Below are 15417 nucleotides of genomic sequence, written 5' to 3'. Positions count from 1 at the left end.
GACTTTGCCTCGTCCGCAAGCACTTTCGCCATCCCATGCGTATCCTCTCCGGCCTCCAGCCCACCGGGCGGCTCCACCTCGGCAACTACTTCGGCATGATGCAGCCCTCGTTGCAACTGCAGTACGAAGGGGAGGCCTACTACTTCATTGCGGACTATCATTCCCTCACCAGCATTCAGGACGCGAAGGCGCTGCGGGAAAACGTGCGCAATCTCGCCATCGACTTCCTGGCCTGTGGCTTGGATCCTGAAAAAGCGGTCTTTTTCCGCCAGAGTGACATGCCAGAGCACACGGAGCTGGCGTGGATTTTGAGCACGGTGACGCCCATGCCCATGCTGGAGAACTGTCACAGCTACAAAGACAAGGTGGCCAATGGATTCACGCCGAATCACGGTCTTTTCGCCTACCCGGTGCTGATGGCAGCGGACATCCTCATCTATGACAGTGATCGCGTGCCTGTAGGCAAGGACCAGAAGCAGCATCTGGAAGTGACCCGCGACATCGCCACCAAGATCAATCTCGCCTATGGTGAAGGGACGCTGAAAGTCCCGGAGGCGTTGATCCAGGAGGACACCGCTGTGGTGGCCGGTCTGGATGGCCGGAAGATGAGCAAGAGCTATGACAACACCATCGGCCTCTTCGAGGACGAAAAAGTGCTGCTCAAGAAAGTGAAGCGCATTGTCACCGATGCCACACCCGTGGAGGCCCCCAAGCCCACGGAAGACAGCTCCATCCTGAAGCTCTACAAGCTGGTGGCCACGAACGAAGAGTACGATGCGCTGGTGGAGGATTTCAAGAAGGGCGGCCGCGGCTATGGCGACTATAAGAAGCAGTTATTCCAGAAGATCTGGGACTTCTTCGCCGAGGCGCGTGAACGTCGTGCACAGATTGTGGCGCAGCCGGGCTATGTGGATGATGTGCTGCAGGCAGGGGCTACCAAGGCGCGCGTCGTTGCCCGCCGCACTCTGGATCGCGTGCGTCACGCCGTCGGACTCGGCTGAGAGCCTGCGTCGCGCCCATGCGAATTTGTTGGACAAACTGGGGAGCGCCCCACTAGACTCGCCGAAATAAGCGAATTCTTTGATTACGAAAGAATTTCGCAGTTATGGAGGACAGGCATGAGCATGTATGGTTATGGTGAAGAACCGCAGCGCGGAGCTCCGCCGCTGCACAGTGAAAAAATCGTCGGCGAAAGGAAAATCTTTTTCCTGGACCTGAAGGAGAACGACCGGGGTCGGTTCATCAAGATCACCGAGGACGTCCGAGGGCGTCGCGATACCATCATGCTGCCCATGGAGAACGCCGAGGAGTTTCTGGATGCCTTGCAGCGCACGCTGCAGGTCGCCCGTGAAATGGAGTAGGCTCTTCCCTGGCCCATTTTCTTGGGTGCGGGGAGGTGGGTGGCAGCGAGGGAAGGCTGGGGTGAGGCAATCACTCTGGCTGCGGTGGCGAGGATCTTGATGGCAGGGCCCAGCGAGTTCGCGCAGAGAAACGTAACCGGCGACCTGACGGCGGCGTCTCATGGGTCGTGCCCCATGTTCATCCATGCCTGCCGCTCGTGACACTCCGCCCGATTTTGCCCCATTGGTGGCACGGGTGCGGGATGATCGCGATGAGGCGGCGGCCCGCACCATGGTGGAACTGCTCTATCCCGCAGTGGTTCGGATTGTGCGCGGGCATTTGCCGCGTCGCGTCGCTGAGGAGGATCTCACGCAGGAGGTATTCATGAAGGTCTTCGCCCGCATCGATCAATGGCGCGGACCCATGCCTTTTGAGCACTGGGTTTCGCGAGTGGCGGTCACCACGTGCCTGGATGCGTTGCGCCATCAGAAGCGCCGGCCGGAATTGCGTTGGGCCGATCTCAGCGAGCAGGAGGTGGAGGTGCTGGATCAGGTCTTGCAGGACCACTCCCAGGCCAGCTCAGGAGACGCCGTGAGTGCACGAGAGCTGGCGCATAAGCTTTTGGAAACGTTGAAGCCAGCGGATCGGCTGGTGCTCACCATGATAGACATGGAAGGCCGGTCAGTGGCCGAGGTGCAGGCCGTCACGGGGTGGAGCGCCACCCTTGTGAAGGTTCGAGCCTTTCGTGCGCGACGGAAGCTGCGCAAAGCCATGGAAGCACTTGAATCCACCCCCCAACTCCGGCAACAGAAGGCTGTGGTCTGACAACTCCCGCAGATCTTGAGATTGATATTCGCCATATAGAATAGAGACACAGAGACTTTATGAACGACTCCCCTCGCAACTCATCGCCTTGGTCACGGCTGGCCCGCCATGCGGCCCAGGCCCCGGCGGCGGACGAGACCCTGCCGTACGGCTTTGCCACCCGCGTGGTGGCGGGCTGGCAGGCCGGCATGGCGGAACTGGAGGCGGGCATCTGGCGCACACGGGAGACCTTTGCCTGGCGCGGGGCCGTCATCGCCATGGCCATTACCTTCGCTGCCGTGGCTTTGAACTACGACCTCCTCCTGGGTCTTTGGAACGGCGACACGGCCCTGGCGGGTACTTTCATGAACACGTTTGCCGCTCCTTAATTTGCCGCTTCATCCATGAAACTCCTCCGCCACTGGAAACTCGTGCTCGGCATGACCGCCATCTTTGGGGCCGGTGCGCTGTCCGGTGTTGTGGTCACACTCCAAGGGGTGAAAAAGGCGCTGACCGAGCGCTCTGCCCTGAAGCGTTGGGGTGACGCTCGCATGGCCGAATTCCAACGCCGGCTCAAGCTCACTCCGGAGCAGCGGCAGGAGATCCGCCCCATTCTCGACAAAACCGGCGAGCGCTTCCATGGCATCGTGGCCGACGCGGTGGAGAACATCCTCCTCGAACTCGAGGTGACGCACAGCGACATCGCCAAGCACCTCACCCCAGAGCAGAACGCGGAGTTCGACAAGATCAAGCAGGACACCTATCGGCGCTGGAAGGAACTTTCAGGCCGGAAGGAAAAGCTTGGGCCTGCGACGGTACCGTAGGGGAGAGGGAGAAGGGAAGAGGGGTAAGGGATAAGGGTTGTCAGAGCGGGTGGTAATGCGGCAAAGTCTTGCCCAACACACATGCCGAAACGTCAGGACAAGCCCAATACCGAATCCAAACCCGCGAAGAAAAAGGCCAAGCCTAAACCCAAGGCGCGGTCCGCGGCGTTTACGCGGATCCGGGCGGAGGTCATTCGTCTGGTGGCATTGATTCCGGCAGGGAAGTTCACCACCTACGGCAGCATCGCGGTGCACATGAATGTGGTGGCGAGACACGTGGCCACCGTGATGAGTCATCTGACGGAAGAAGAGTCCGCCGTGCTGCCCTGGCATCGGGTGGTGAGTGCCGACGCTCGGATCAGTCAGAACATGGAGACGGAATTGTCCAATGTGCAGCGCAGCCGCCTTGTGGCAGAAGGCATGACCATCGATGCCCAGGGTTACATTCAGAACTCGGATGATCACTTCCATGTGGTGGGCGTGAGGCGGAACATCCGGTGGAGCGAAGTGCGGGATTAGGTGGTGCGTCAGCGGGGGTTCGAGGTATCTATTGCATTGGCGGAGTGGGGATTGTTGGAGTTCCGTCCCGCATGCGGGACGGCCTGGCCGCCAAAGCGACGTGCTTCCAAACCTCCTTTCGCACGCCCTTCCTGCAATAAAGGAGGCGGGGGTTCCCTGCCCCGCTCAGTCGTGTGTCTCTTGACGTGAAGTAGACCTCGTTTTCTCTCCGAATGTTGCATCAGGAGCCGTTCACGGCAAGCGGGGCGCTTGCCCTACAGCGTCGATAGCCGATCAAAAGCAGGGCAGTGATTTTGGGCAATGGCATGTTCCCTCGTCGTGCGCGTGAAGGGCCAGGGGACTGTCGAAACTTGGTGACGTCGGCGAGAAGGCGAAGCTTGCAGGCGCTTCAGCGAGTGCCTCCTCACGTCGACAACTACAGGGGCGCTGGATGGTGGGTGATCAAACACCAGTGGGTGAGAGTTGAGGCGTGAGCCATCGGGGTGGATGCGGACACAGAGGGTCTGTGGCTATACCTCCTGTCGTGAAGCTGACCACACCGGTCGTAATTGTCGACGTGAGGAGGCACTAAGTTCCCGGTATGCAATGTTTCCCGTGGAGTGCTACCGAGTGTCCAAGGGTTGCTCCATGGCCGCGAGGCGACAGAATCAAACACCCCAGACATCCATTTCCCGATGGGCTTGATGGCCAGTTGGGCGCAGTATCGCAATGGTTTGCCGATCGCTCCGTTCTCCATCGGCGGTTGTGCAACACAAACCGCCGCTCCTTGGTCAATCGTAGGACGTTTTGCTTCCGCTGAACCGAACAAAGGCAGGCTAAAGCCCGCCACTACTTTAATTCCCCCTCCGGAATCGCCACACTCTTCCCGCCACGCGCGTTCACCAGCACGGCCTCGGTTTGAAACAACTCGCGGTGGGTGATGGCATGACTGGCCTTCACGCCAACCCTGACAGAACTCCGGCCCTTCTGCAGCACTTCGGCTTCGATCTGGACGATGTCGCCCTCCACCGCGCCGTGGATGAAATTAAACTCTCTGAATACCTTGGTGACGAAGGTGCAGCCGGGGTAAGTCAGGGTGGCGGCGATGAAGGCGAGTTCATCGGCATGGGCCATCATGGTGCCGCCAAAGGCGGTGCCGGCGTGGTTCAGGTCCTGGGGGCGCACCACAAAGTGTTTGGTGAAGATTCGTCCGGCCGTCATGACGAACATCATCCTCTGCCCAGCTCCTCTTGGCGATGACAAAATGAAGCGCCCCCGGGGAAGGCAGAGCCTCCCGGGGGCGCAGTGGTTTCGTATTTCCGTTTGGGCGGAATCTCAAACTGACCGCCGTTGCGATCAGAAGCTGTCCGGCAGGTTCACCTGGCTCCCGTTGATGAACAGGATGCCGGATGGCGTGGTCAGCGTGCCGGTGGAGCGGAGGGTGTTGTCTCCAGAACCGGTCACGGTGTTGTTCAGGCTGCCGCTCAGGTTCAGCGCACCGTCACTGTTGTTCGTGAGGTTGATGCCGTCGTTGAAGCTGTTGCGAATGACGTTCGAGTCGAACAGGACGTTCACTCCAGTGCCTTCAGTGAAGTTGTCCACCAGCACTTCCACCCCATGGGAGGCGGCGTTTTGAATGGTGTTGTTGCTGATGGTGCCCTGGATGTTGCCCGCATCAGTTGTGCTCAGCAGCAGAGCGGAACCGCCGAGGGTTCCGTTGATCTGGTTGCCCGTGATGGTCACGTTCAGGGTGGGGATGGGGCCCACGCCGAAGTAGATGCTGCTGCTCTCGATCTGGATACCGTTCTGGGCGCTGTTGCTGATCACGTTGTTGATGATCGTGGCATCCATGTTGGCGGCGGTGGTGTGCACCACATGGATGCCGCTGCCGAGTTGATCACGGATGATGTTTCCATCGGCCGTGAAGGTCACGTCAGACTGGCCATCCGCAGTCACCCGGATCGCATCGCCGGTCGCGCTGTTGAACTGGTTGGCCGTGGCCTCAAAGTCCATGACGGAGAAGCCGTAGGCATTGGTCTCCACGTAGTTGTTTCCGGCACCGTTGAAGGTGTTGCCTTCCAGCGTCAGCCAGAGCGTGGCGAACTCGGTGTCGTCGGTGGAGTTGGACTGCGCCTCGACGCCATCATCGCTAACGTTGGAGATGCTGTCGCCGAAGACGGCGGCGTCCATGAAGGAGCCGGCGTCTGCGATGAAGAAGTAGCCATCCACGCCACCATCAATGGTGTTCGCGCCACCGGTGAAGTAGAACTCGGCGAGGTCTGCCGAGCCAATGCTGAGGGCGTTGGCCTGACCGCTGGCGAAGGTGTTCTCCTCAACAAGAAGGTCGAACGTGGAGTTGTCGTGGCTGGTGGCATTCACATGGTCAGAGACGGAACCGGTGAACGCATTGCCAGCGACCATGATGTCCAACCAGGAAGTTCCGTAGGAGTCGAGGTGCAGACCGAAGTTGCCTGCGTTCTCAATCGTGTTGTTGGTGATGTCACCCACCGAGACGACGTCGGCGTCGGTCTCAATGTTGATGGCGTCCACTTCCACGTCGTGGATGTGGTTGCTGTCGATCACGAATTGGCTCACGTTATAGAGGCGTACGCCGTTCATGTTCTCGATCTGGGACTGGAAGCCGCCAGTGACTTCGTAACCATTGAGGCCGAAGAACCCGATGTTGGTGGCGTAGAAGCCGCCCGTAACGAGAGGGGCGGGGCCAGTGCCAAACGTGGTACTGCCCACGCCCTGGATCAGCTTGCCGCTGCCGATGAAGTTCACACTGCCGGAGGTGGCCTCAACGCTCTCCGCATAACCTGCTGCCGTGCCCTGAGTGTACACGTTCCACACGCGAGAGCTGGTGTTGCTCTTGGTCTGGGCCACGTTGGCCCCGCCCTGGATGGTGTCCACGGGCTTCTCCGCCGTGCCGTCACCAGTGTTGCTGCCGGCCTGGATGCCGTTGGCGGTGGCGCTGCCGTTGTTCACAAACACGATGTCATCCGCGAGCACGAGGCGGCGGGAGCTTTGGGAAACAACGCGAGTCACGCGCTTCACCTGGGTGCTGACGTTCTCCTCAGCCTTCTCTGTCTCGCTCGCGACCTTGATCGCGGCGTTCTGGCGGTGCACCGGCTCAGCCATGCGCTCGGCCAGGTGGCGGCGGCGGGGACGGAAGGCATCACCGATGCGGCTCCAGAAGCCTTTGCCATCCCCCAGGTCGCCCATTTCAAAGGGCACTTCCATGCGGAAGCCGAAGAGCCAGTCATCTCCCACGAAACGTTCGTCTTCATACCAGGTGGCATTGAGCACGATGGCGGGCACGGGGCGCAACTCGGCGCCCACCTTCCAGCCTTCGACATTGCCCGTGCCGCCGGTCTGCGGGCCAAAGGGCTGGTTGTCGAAGCTGTAGTAGCCACCGATCACCTTGAGGTCGAAGTAGCGGTCCAGACCGGGAACCAGCACGGCGACCTCCGCGTCCCAACCTTCCATGCCATCTTCAAAGCGCTGGAAGAGCCGCTCGATGGTGGTGGTGGTCGTCGTGGTGGTCTGGCGGGTGGCGAAGAGAGCGTCCTGTTGGATGGAGTTGCCCGTGGCAAACGGGTCGTTCACCGGGGTGACGCTGTTGCTCGTGCTGTTGCGGCTGTTCTGGAAGGATTCCCGGGTGCGGAACTCCTCGGCGAGCTGGCGGTCGGAGAGGGGGAGGTAGTAGTTGGCACGGGCCTCGATGTAGCGGGTGCCTGCCTCCATGCCGAACCCGAGCTGCCAGAACTGGTTGTTGGCCTCGGTATCGAGCATGTCGATGAAGAGGTTCGCGCCAATAAACGCGCCTTCCTCCAGGAACCCGGCCTGGTGCCCATCGTGACGGGTGATGGCGGTCACGGGCTGGTCATTGAAAAGGTGACGCCAGCCGAGGCCGAGGCTCGCGGCCACCTCGCCGCCCTCGCCCCAGGAGGAGTAGGGCTGAATATAGAGGACGTCGCCGCCCAGAATGTTGTCGTGGCCCAGGCTGCTGTAGAGCGGCACCACGAGGAAGAGATTGCCATCGGTGTAGTCACCGGTGGTTTTGACGCCGCCGCCCAGGATGCCAGGGAGGCTCCACTGGTCCTGAATGGTAACGGCCTTGGGGTTCTTGTCTGGCGCGGTGGCCGGTTCGCCCGCCAGCAGGGCGGGGGCCAGGGCCGTGGTAAGAAGCACGCCAGCGGCGAACTGCGGCAGAGGTTTGAAAATGGGAGTCTTCATTTTGAGAGGGACAGGAATGGGGATGGAGGAAATATCCGGTCGGAAAAAAGGCGCAGGGACCGCCTTGGGATCCCTGCGCCAGGAGATGGATTAGTCTTCCAGGGAGGTGAGTTTCACCCCCGCGATGGCCGCCTGGACCATCTTGAAGAACACGTCCGTGTTATCCATGACACCCGTGAAGATGCTGGAGCCGCGGCCGCCTGCGGAGAGGGGGATGTCGGAGGCGGTGTGCACCGCGGTGGAGGCTCCGGGGCCGCTGGCCTGGCCGGCGATGAAGAAGTCGCCATCCACGTCCCGGATGGCTGGGCTCACGTTGGGGCTGGGGTTGGTGCGCCAGTCTTCAAAGCGGTCGCCGTTGGCGGCGTAACCGATGAGCACACGGTAGTCCACATCCATGGTGGTAGGGAAGCCGTCATTCTCAAGCTGGTATTCTGGGAAGCGGGCCGCGTCATAGGTGCCGACAACGCCGGTACGCAGGGTGGCCTGGCCGTCGGTGGAGTTGCCCGAGGCCCCGTTGATGGCTCCATTGACGCCATCCGGGCCCTTCTGCGTGGAGCGGGTCACCAGTTCGGCGTTGGTCACCGTGCTGGCACCGATGATGTTGATGCCGGCGCACTCGTGGTCGGCGGTCACCACAATGAGGGTGTCCGGATTGGCCTGCTGGAAGGCCACGGCCTTGGCGATGGCGCGGTCGAGCTCGATGGCCTCCAGGATCCAGCGTTCGCTGTCCATGTTGTGAGCCTGCTTGTCCACAGAAGCGGCTTCCACCATGAGGAAGAAACCCTTCGTGTTCTGATTGAGCACCTGGAGGGCCTTCTCCGTCATCTCGTCCAGCATGGGCTGGTCAGGGAAGTCGGTGATGGTTCCCACTGAGGCGCCGCCGCGGCGCTCGGTGATCTTGTCAAAAGCCACGTCCATGTTGCCGTTGTTAAAGAGGCCCAGCAGCTTGGTGGTGTTGCCGGGGATGCTGCCCAGAGTGGTGGCATCGGGAGCATAGGCGAATCCAGCGGACTGGAAGGCCCCGATCAGGTCACGACTTGCGTCGGCCTGGCCTACGGGTACGCCCCATCCGGTGGCGAGTTCCTGGGGCAGCATGTAGTCTGCGCCAGTGGAGGTGGTGTTGCCGACGCGAGCGGTGCCCGGGGTGCCGTTGGGGAGGAACCACTTGCGACCGCCGCCCATGAGCACGCGAAGGTTGGATTTCGCGGCGGCTTCATCCAGGAACATGTCGCAGATGCCCGTGCCAGCTCCACGATCCTGGGTGTGCACGCCGAAGGAGGCCGGAGTGGCGTCTTCTACATCCGCCGTGGTCACGATGCCAAGGGCTTTGCCCTGCACACGGGCCAGGTAGCTGCCCAGGTGTTCCACACGCGGGTTGTCCCATTTGTCCGTCGTGTCATCCGGGAAGACGCCTTCCTGGTTGTTGTTGGACTTGTTGCCGGTGGAGTAGCAGGCTGCGCCGGGAGCGGAGTCCGTGACGATGGAGTTCAAGGACGGGGTCATCACGATGCCCGTGTAGGGCAGCTTGTCCATGGCCATGGGCTCGATCGCCTTGCCCATCTGCACACCTTTGGAGACGATGCGGGCGGCGGTGCGGTGGGCGATGCCGGTGCCGTCTCCAATAAAGAGGATGACGTTCTTGGCCTTGCGGGCACCACCGGAGGGAGTGGTGGCCACGATCTCAAAATTGCCAGTGGCGGAGGCGGTCGCTCCGCCGATCTGATTGGCGGTCACGGAAAGCGTCTTCACGCCCGGAACGGCATCGGCATAGGCGCGCAGCACCACGCTGAACTGGCTCGGGTTGCCGGTAGGAGTTACGGTCACAGTGCCGGGCACGGTGACGTTGTTCACCTTGAAGGAGGCGCTGATGATCGTCTGGCCGGCGTCCGCAGTCACGGTGGCCTGAAGGTCAAAGCGCTGCCCCTGGGCGAAGCGGGAGATGTACGGCGGCTGGGCGTCACCGAAGCTGAAGAGCAGGCTCGGTGGGTTCAGACGGGTCACGGTCGGCGCGGCGTGGAGGGCCGGCGCTGCACAGGCGAGAAGCCCGCCGGCGGCAAGGGTGATCTTTTGAAGGAACTTGGGAGTCATGAGGAGGATGAGGGCGTTTGGGTGGGTTTGCTTTGGGGGAAAGGGGTGTCGGTACGGGGCCTCAAGTGTGGCTGGCGCCCGCCGGGGTTTGTGGTGGCCGCGGTCTGGCCGGCCTTCATGCGATTGCGCTGCAGGACGATGGGGCGGCGCAGTTCGAGGAGGTTGGTGGTGGCTCCCTCCGTCACGTGCTCGGCATGCAGCCGTACGTGGGAGACCCGACCGTCCACCTCCTGCTGGGGGCCTGTCTCCAGCGTGCCGTACACGGTGATGGACCGGGGCCGCCAGTCGGGGGCCTGACCAGGCCGCGCCTCCAGGAAGACGTGGACCAGGCTCACCGGCAGGCTGTCCGCCAGCATGTATTCCCGCTGGTCATGCGTATTGGGCGTGGCGGTAAAGAGGAAGACACGTGGGTCATCGTGGTAATGCCGCACCATGTGCCCGGTCATTTTCACCTTCTGCCCGGCCAGACGCTGGGACTTGGCGGTGTACTCGAGTCCACGCGGACCCACTGGGCTGACGAAGAGTTCCTGGAACGCCAGGGTTTCATAGGTCCCTGCCACGGTCGGGTCTAGAGCGGGTGGCGACTGTGGGGGCGCCGATGCCAGGGCTGCGGCCGATGGGGAGCGCGGAGTCTGTGATGGCGTACCGCCTGGAGTCGCGCTATCCCGGCCCAGCGACATCCAGCCGCAGAGACCGAGCATGAGAAGAGGACAGACCAGGAGGAGGGTGCTGGCTTTCATGAGGGGGGCGGGCACCGGTCCTCCGGCGCTGGCGCGACCTGTGGCTCCACCCGTGGTCCCGGGCAACGGACGACGTGTGACGATACTGGAAGGCGAATGTGACCGCCAAAATCGCCCCGGAAACGAATCTGCCCTCCTTCTCGACTTGACATCAATGTCGCAAAAAGAGCCGCTGAGCCCCCCTCAGCGGAAGGGATTTAGGGATTTTGTCCATTTGTCGCAAAATGGCGACAAATGTGTCAGGTTGGATACAATAACTTTTTTTGTCCGACAGTGAGGCAAATCGCCGCACCTGCCCTGCTTCAGCTTGACAGTTTGAAGCGGGCGCCGCGACCCCCCAACGGTCTGCAACTCCCGCAAACTGAAGGTTTCATGAAAGTGTGACCATCCTTCAAGCGGAGCGTTCAACCGCGTTATGAACGTGTGTGCATAAAACTACGTACATCTTAGGGGGTAGGGAATACCCCTGTATTTTCTTTGTTAATGGAAACAACTATTTGCATCCATGCGTTTGCCATAGAAATTAGAACCGCCGGTCCGCACACTTCCTCCCATTGAACTGGCAGGCCTAAGCAAACAAGACATTCATGATGACACGCAGCATTCACCAGATATTACGCGCCTCCGCTTGCGCAGCTGGATTCGCGGTGGCCGCCTCGTTTGGCGGTACCAAGGATAAAACCCCGGAAGTGGTCGCTCCCGAGGCGCACCCCATGTATTTGGGAACCGTCAACACCGGGATCAAGGTCAACGACGCTTACGTTGAGGGCAACTTCAGCGTCCTCGCGCCGGTTTGGAGCACCCTCGGTGCCGACGCCACCCTGAGCGGCGGCGTGTTGTTCCTGGAGCCCTACGTCTCCTACGGTGAGGGTGGTGAAATCGCCTCCTCCCTGGGCCTGGGCTACCGCTACCTGTTTGGTTCGCAGCCGGTTTCGGCGCTTTCCAGCAAGGACGGCCGCCAGGCTGGCTTCCTTGAGGAAGGTTTCTTCGTAGGCGGCAACCTCTTCGTGGACATGCTGGACACGGAGGCCAACAACCAGTTCTGGCAGCTTGGCGTGGGCGTTGAGTTTGGCACCCGCTATGTGGAAGTGCGAGGCAACTACTACATCCCCCTGTCTGACAAGCAGCTCGCCGAGCAGTTCCGCACCACGGAAACCCGCCAGAGCTCCCGTACGAGCACGGCCAACAGCGTGACGCCGATCAATGATCCGTACGCCTCGGGCAACACCATCACCCAGGATGCCCTCTTCGCCACGACGCGCACGACGACGACGCGTACAACGACGATCGAGCGTCTGTTCCGTCGTTATGAAGAAGGCATGGAAGGTTGGGACGCCGAGCTGGCCGTCCTCATTCCCGGCCTGGACAAGTACATGGACGTCCGTGTGACCGGCGGCTACTACAGCTTCGACAACCAGCCCTTTGGCCCCCAGACCGGTGGCACGGGCAATGTTGAGGGTTGGAAGGCCGGACTCGAAGTCCGTCCAGTGCCCGCCGTGGTGCTGAGCGGCACCTGGTATGAAGATGACCGCCTTACCGGCAGCGACTGGACGGCTGGTCTGCAGCTTCAGGTTCCCTTTGAATTGGGTGATCTGGGCGATGGCAAGGGCTTCTGGGGCCGCATTGGCGACTCCTTCAAGTCCCGCCGCCGTCACCTGGCTGAGCGCATGGCGCAGAACGTTTACCGCCAGAACGCGGCCGTCAAACTGGCCAGCACCGTGGAACAGAAGAAGGTCAGCACCTCCACCAATGTGCAGCGTGTGACCCGCGTGGTGGCTCAGAAACAGGGCCAGGTGATCCTTACGGACGACATCATCTTCGTGAACAACGGCGGCAGCGTGGGCAATGGCATCCAAGAGGGCTCCGCCCTTGGCGAAGGTGCCAATGGTACGGCTGAACGTCCGTTCGACACTCTCACGGAAGGTTCCTATGCTGCTGGTACCAACAGCAACAACATGGGCCGCGTGTGGAACGTGTACACCCAGGCCAACACCGGCCTCAACTATGAGGAAAGTGTGAAACTGGTGGGCAGCACCAACTTCATCAGCTCCGCGAACCCGCTCTTCGGCCTGAACGGCTACACCTTCGGTGGTGACACCAGCCGTCCTGTGGTGGATGGCGGCATCCGCGCAGAAAACGTCGGTTTCTTCGGCGTGACGGGCTACTCCTTCATCAACGGTTATGACTCCGGCTGGTGGCAGAATCGGGGCAACGGCATCAAGGCTGAAAACGTGACCAAGGTCGTCGTGCAGGACAACACCTTCGACGACATGCGTCGTGGTGTGGTCATCGAGACCAAGGGTGGCATTGAAGCCTCGGCTCTCGTCAGCAACAACACGTTCGACGACGTGAACACCGGTGTGAAACTTCACACCCATGGCCGCTCCAACCTCCTCGTTGACGTGGTGGACAACCGCTTCAGCGGTGACTTCGACGCCGGTGTGGATGCTGCCAGCTTCTGGCGCTCCAAGCTGGACCTCAATGTTGCCGGCAACACCTTCGCCGGTGATGTGGACGACGCCGGTGTGAAGCTCTCCAGCTCCCACCGCTCCAAGATCATCGCCAACATCGAAGACAACCGCTTCTTTGGTGACTACGACAACGCCGGCATCGACATCGAATCCGACGACCGCTCCAAGGTGTTCGCCAACATCATTGGCAACCTCTTTGCCGGTGACTTCGATGACGCTGGCGTGGAAGTCAGCAGCGATGACGACTCCTTCGTGAAGGTGCAGATCGACTCCAACCGCTTTTACGGCGACTACGACTACGGTATCGACATCGAGAAGGAGGAAGACTCCAAAATTGTCGCCATCATCACGAACAACCTCATCGGCAGCCGCCGCTCGGACTTCGATGACGCAGGCATCCGCCTCGCGAGCTACGGCTCCGACGACGACAACTCCGGCCTGTGGGCTCTCGTGAAGGGCAACACCCTGCGTGGTGAGTTCGACAACTCCGGCATCCTGGTGGAGAGCTTCCATGGCTCCTCCCTGTTCGCTGGCATCGTCGGCAACGTGCTTCGTGGTGACTATGACGACTCCGGCATCGAACTCGACGCCTCCCATGGATCCTCCATGTACACCTACGTGAAGGGCAACGTGCTTCGTGGTGACTTTGATGACGCTGGCATCGAGGTGAAGAGCTCCGATGGTGCCGATCTCTGGACGACCATCAAGGGCAACTACCTCGTGGGCGAGTTCGACAGCAACGGCATCGAAGTGGAAAGCTCCGATGGCTCCTGGCTCCAGGCTGACATCAAACGCAACGTGTTCAGCGGCGAGTTCGACAACTCCGGTGTCTACGCTGAGAAGAACGACCGCTCCACATTGGAAATCAACATCGAGCAGAACCTCTTCTCGGGTGACTTCGACAACCGTGGTGTGGATCTCGTGAGCCGCGACAGCGAGCGCAACGATTCCGAACTGATCGCGACTGTGATCGGCAACCGTTTCTCCGGCTACTTCGGCAACGATGGCATCGGCGTGAACAGCTACGATGAATCCGAGCTTAACGCTGTGATCGCTGGCAACGTGTTCCGTGGTTACTTTGGTGACGCTGGCATCGACGTGCGCAAGCATGACCGGTCCGAGCTTGAAGTGGGCATCTACCACAACTGGCTCATGTCCGACCGTATCCCTGGTGACAACTACGAAGTGGGCATCCGCCTTACGAGCGAAGACAGCTCCTGGTCCCGCTCCGAGTTGAACGCCAAGGTGATTGGCAACGTGCTTGCTGGCAAGTTTGACACCGGCATCGAAGTCAACAGCGACGACTATGCTGAGATCAACGCCTTCATCGGCTACAACACCCTTTCCGGCGACTTCGATGACGCTGGCATCGCGGTGCACAAGGAAGGCCGCTCCAACGCGGATGTCACGATCAAGAAGAACCGCCTGAGCGGCGAGTTCGACGAGTACGGCATTCTCGTGGTGGGCTCGGACTCCGGCTACCGTTCGGAACTGGAAGTGAACATCGACGGCAACACCCTCAGTGGTGACTTCGACAATGGCATCTACATCAAGGCCGAAGATCGCGCCGAGGTGAAGGCTTTTGTCCAGAACAACCGCCTCTCCGGCGACTTCGATGGCACAGGCATCACCTTCCGCACCAAGAACGATGGCGAGCTGAACGTGTACCGCTTCAACAACAACCGCATCTACGGTGACTCCGACCGCGGCATCCTGTTGTTCGAGGGCTGGGGCAGCGATCTGCGCGTGTTCGGCTTCGGTTCCACGAACCGTGTGTACAACTCCGACGACCGCCTCGACATCTGGGGTTCGCCCTCTTACGACTTCCGTCTGAACGGCTACCACATCGATTGATTCGGTTTGGATTGACTAGAGACTGATTGCGAGTGCCCCGTCCAAAATGGACGGGGCACTTTTTGTTGAAGGGGACGAGGAGAGATGGCTTCACCCCTGTGCGACCGCGTATGGGCAGCTAGTGGCTGCGTTCGTGAGAACGCGGTGGGTGCATCAGCCAATGGAGCGTTCGAGTAAACCATCGCTTAGCCAGCCGCTGGACGTCGCCATCGCATTCTCACGAATGCAGCTACAAAAGCCATTGTGCGACCGGGTCTTGGGCAGCTCGTGGCTGTGTTCGTGGGAACGCGGTGGGAGCATCAGCCAATGGAGCGTTCGAGCAAACCATCGCTTAGCCTGCCGTTGGACGTCGCCACCCCCTTCTCACGAATGCAGCTACAAAAGCCATTGTGCGACCGGGTCTTGGGCAGCTCGTGGCCGCGTTCGTGAGAACGCGGTGGGTGCATCAGCCAATGAAGCGCTCGAGTAAACCATCGCTTCGCCAGCCGCTGGACGTCGGGTCCGCATTCTCACGAATAGAGCTACAAAAGCCATTGTGCGACCGGGTCTTGGGCAGCT

General features: G+C 60.8%; 11 protein-coding genes. 7 read left to right on the top strand and 4 right to left on the bottom strand.

Translation table 11 applies throughout. The features are described 5' to 3' along the window. The first annotated feature begins 35 nt into the window (after positions 1-35). The 6 genes from trpS (at position 36) to BV034_RS31435 (ending at position 3488) form a co-directional block, all read left to right on the top strand. Positions 36-1001: a tryptophan--tRNA ligase gene (gene trpS, locus BV034_RS31460; protein WP_050030907.1), complete on the top strand. Its 966-nt coding sequence runs from the start codon at positions 36-38 to the stop codon at positions 999-1001. 117 nt (positions 1002-1118) lie between these two features. Next, positions 1119-1361, top strand: coding sequence for a DNA-binding protein (locus BV034_RS31455; RefSeq protein WP_009965494.1), 243 nt, complete (start codon positions 1119-1121; stop codon positions 1359-1361). Positions 1362-1545: 184 nt separating this feature from the next. Next, complete coding sequence (locus tag BV034_RS31450) at positions 1546-2166, top strand: RNA polymerase sigma factor (RefSeq protein ID WP_050030906.1); 621 nt, start codon at positions 1546-1548, stop codon at positions 2164-2166. Between the two features lie 59 nt (positions 2167-2225). Next, positions 2226-2534, top strand: coding sequence for a hypothetical protein (locus tag BV034_RS31445; RefSeq protein ID WP_050030905.1), 309 nt, complete (start codon positions 2226-2228; stop codon positions 2532-2534). A 15-nt stretch (positions 2535-2549) separates the two neighbouring features. Further along, positions 2550-2969, top strand: a complete 420-nt coding sequence (locus tag BV034_RS31440; protein ID WP_050030904.1) for a hypothetical protein — start codon at positions 2550-2552, stop codon at positions 2967-2969. An 81-nt stretch (positions 2970-3050) separates the two neighbouring features. Continuing rightward, complete coding sequence (locus tag BV034_RS31435; protein WP_050030903.1) at positions 3051-3488, top strand: MGMT family protein; 438 nt, start codon at positions 3051-3053, stop codon at positions 3486-3488. Between the two features lie 828 nt (positions 3489-4316). On the opposite strand, the gene BV034_RS31430 is transcribed toward BV034_RS31435, so the two are convergent. From BV034_RS31430 to BV034_RS31415, 4 genes are all read right to left on the bottom strand, one after another. Then, positions 4317-4700 carry a hotdog domain-containing protein gene (locus tag BV034_RS31430; RefSeq protein WP_050030902.1) on the bottom strand — a complete coding sequence of 128 codons (384 nt, stop codon included), beginning with the start codon at positions 4698-4700 and terminating at the stop codon, positions 4317-4319. A gap of 123 nt (positions 4701-4823) precedes the next feature. Beyond that, entirely contained in the window at positions 4824-7706 is a 2883-nt protein-coding gene (locus BV034_RS31425) for an inverse autotransporter beta-barrel domain-containing protein (RefSeq protein WP_050030901.1), read from the bottom strand. A 90-nt stretch (positions 7707-7796) separates the two neighbouring features. Beyond that, the gene (locus BV034_RS31420) at positions 7797-9794 is read right to left on the bottom strand and encodes an alkaline phosphatase (RefSeq protein WP_050030900.1); all 1998 of its coding nucleotides are present in this window, start codon (positions 9792-9794) and stop codon (positions 7797-7799) included. Then, positions 9791-10534, bottom strand: coding sequence for a hypothetical protein (locus BV034_RS31415; RefSeq protein ID WP_265593681.1), 744 nt, complete (start codon positions 10532-10534; stop codon positions 9791-9793). Before BV034_RS31415 ends, BV034_RS31420 begins: the two co-directional genes overlap by 4 nt. Positions 10535-11121: 587 nt before the next feature. On the opposite strand from BV034_RS31415, the gene BV034_RS31410 reads away from it, so the two are divergent. Further along, the gene (locus BV034_RS31410; RefSeq protein ID WP_050030898.1) at positions 11122-14859 is read left to right on the top strand and encodes an inverse autotransporter beta-barrel domain-containing protein; all 3738 of its coding nucleotides are present in this window, start codon (positions 11122-11124) and stop codon (positions 14857-14859) included. Positions 14860-15417 lie beyond the last annotated feature (558 nt).

This window comes from Verrucomicrobium sp. BvORR034 (assembly GCF_000739635.1).
Taxonomy (GTDB): Bacteria; Verrucomicrobiota; Verrucomicrobiia; order Verrucomicrobiales; family Verrucomicrobiaceae; genus Verrucomicrobium.
This window is presented reverse-complemented; position numbering and strand designations above follow the sequence as displayed.

What these genes read in the sequence shown, in the direction of transcription:
- BV034_RS31445 (WP_050030905.1), top strand. Translation starts at nt 2,226, where the DNA reads ATGAACGACTCCCCTCGCAACTCATCGCCTTGGTCACGGCTGGCCCGC.
- trpS (WP_050030907.1), top strand. Translation starts at nt 36, where the DNA reads ATGCGTATCCTCTCCGGCCTCCAGCCCACCGGGCGGCTCCACCTCGGC.
- BV034_RS31420 (WP_050030900.1), bottom strand. Translation starts at nt 9,794, where the DNA reads ATGACTCCCAAGTTCCTTCAAAAGATCACCCTTGCCGCCGGCGGGCTT.
- BV034_RS31430 (WP_050030902.1), bottom strand. Translation starts at nt 4,700, where the DNA reads ATGATGTTCGTCATGACGGCCGGACGAATCTTCACCAAACACTTTGTG.
- BV034_RS31415 (WP_265593681.1), bottom strand. Translation starts at nt 10,534, where the DNA reads ATGAAAGCCAGCACCCTCCTCCTGGTCTGTCCTCTTCTCATGCTCGGT.
- BV034_RS31425 (WP_050030901.1), bottom strand. Translation starts at nt 7,706, where the DNA reads ATGAAGACTCCCATTTTCAAACCTCTGCCGCAGTTCGCCGCTGGCGTG.
- BV034_RS31435 (WP_050030903.1), top strand. Translation starts at nt 3,051, where the DNA reads ATGCCGAAACGTCAGGACAAGCCCAATACCGAATCCAAACCCGCGAAG.
- BV034_RS31455 (WP_009965494.1), top strand. Translation starts at nt 1,119, where the DNA reads ATGAGCATGTATGGTTATGGTGAAGAACCGCAGCGCGGAGCTCCGCCG.
- BV034_RS31450 (WP_050030906.1), top strand. Translation starts at nt 1,546, where the DNA reads ATGCCTGCCGCTCGTGACACTCCGCCCGATTTTGCCCCATTGGTGGCA.
- BV034_RS31410 (WP_050030898.1), top strand. Translation starts at nt 11,122, where the DNA reads ATGATGACACGCAGCATTCACCAGATATTACGCGCCTCCGCTTGCGCA.
- BV034_RS31440 (WP_050030904.1), top strand. Translation starts at nt 2,550, where the DNA reads ATGAAACTCCTCCGCCACTGGAAACTCGTGCTCGGCATGACCGCCATC.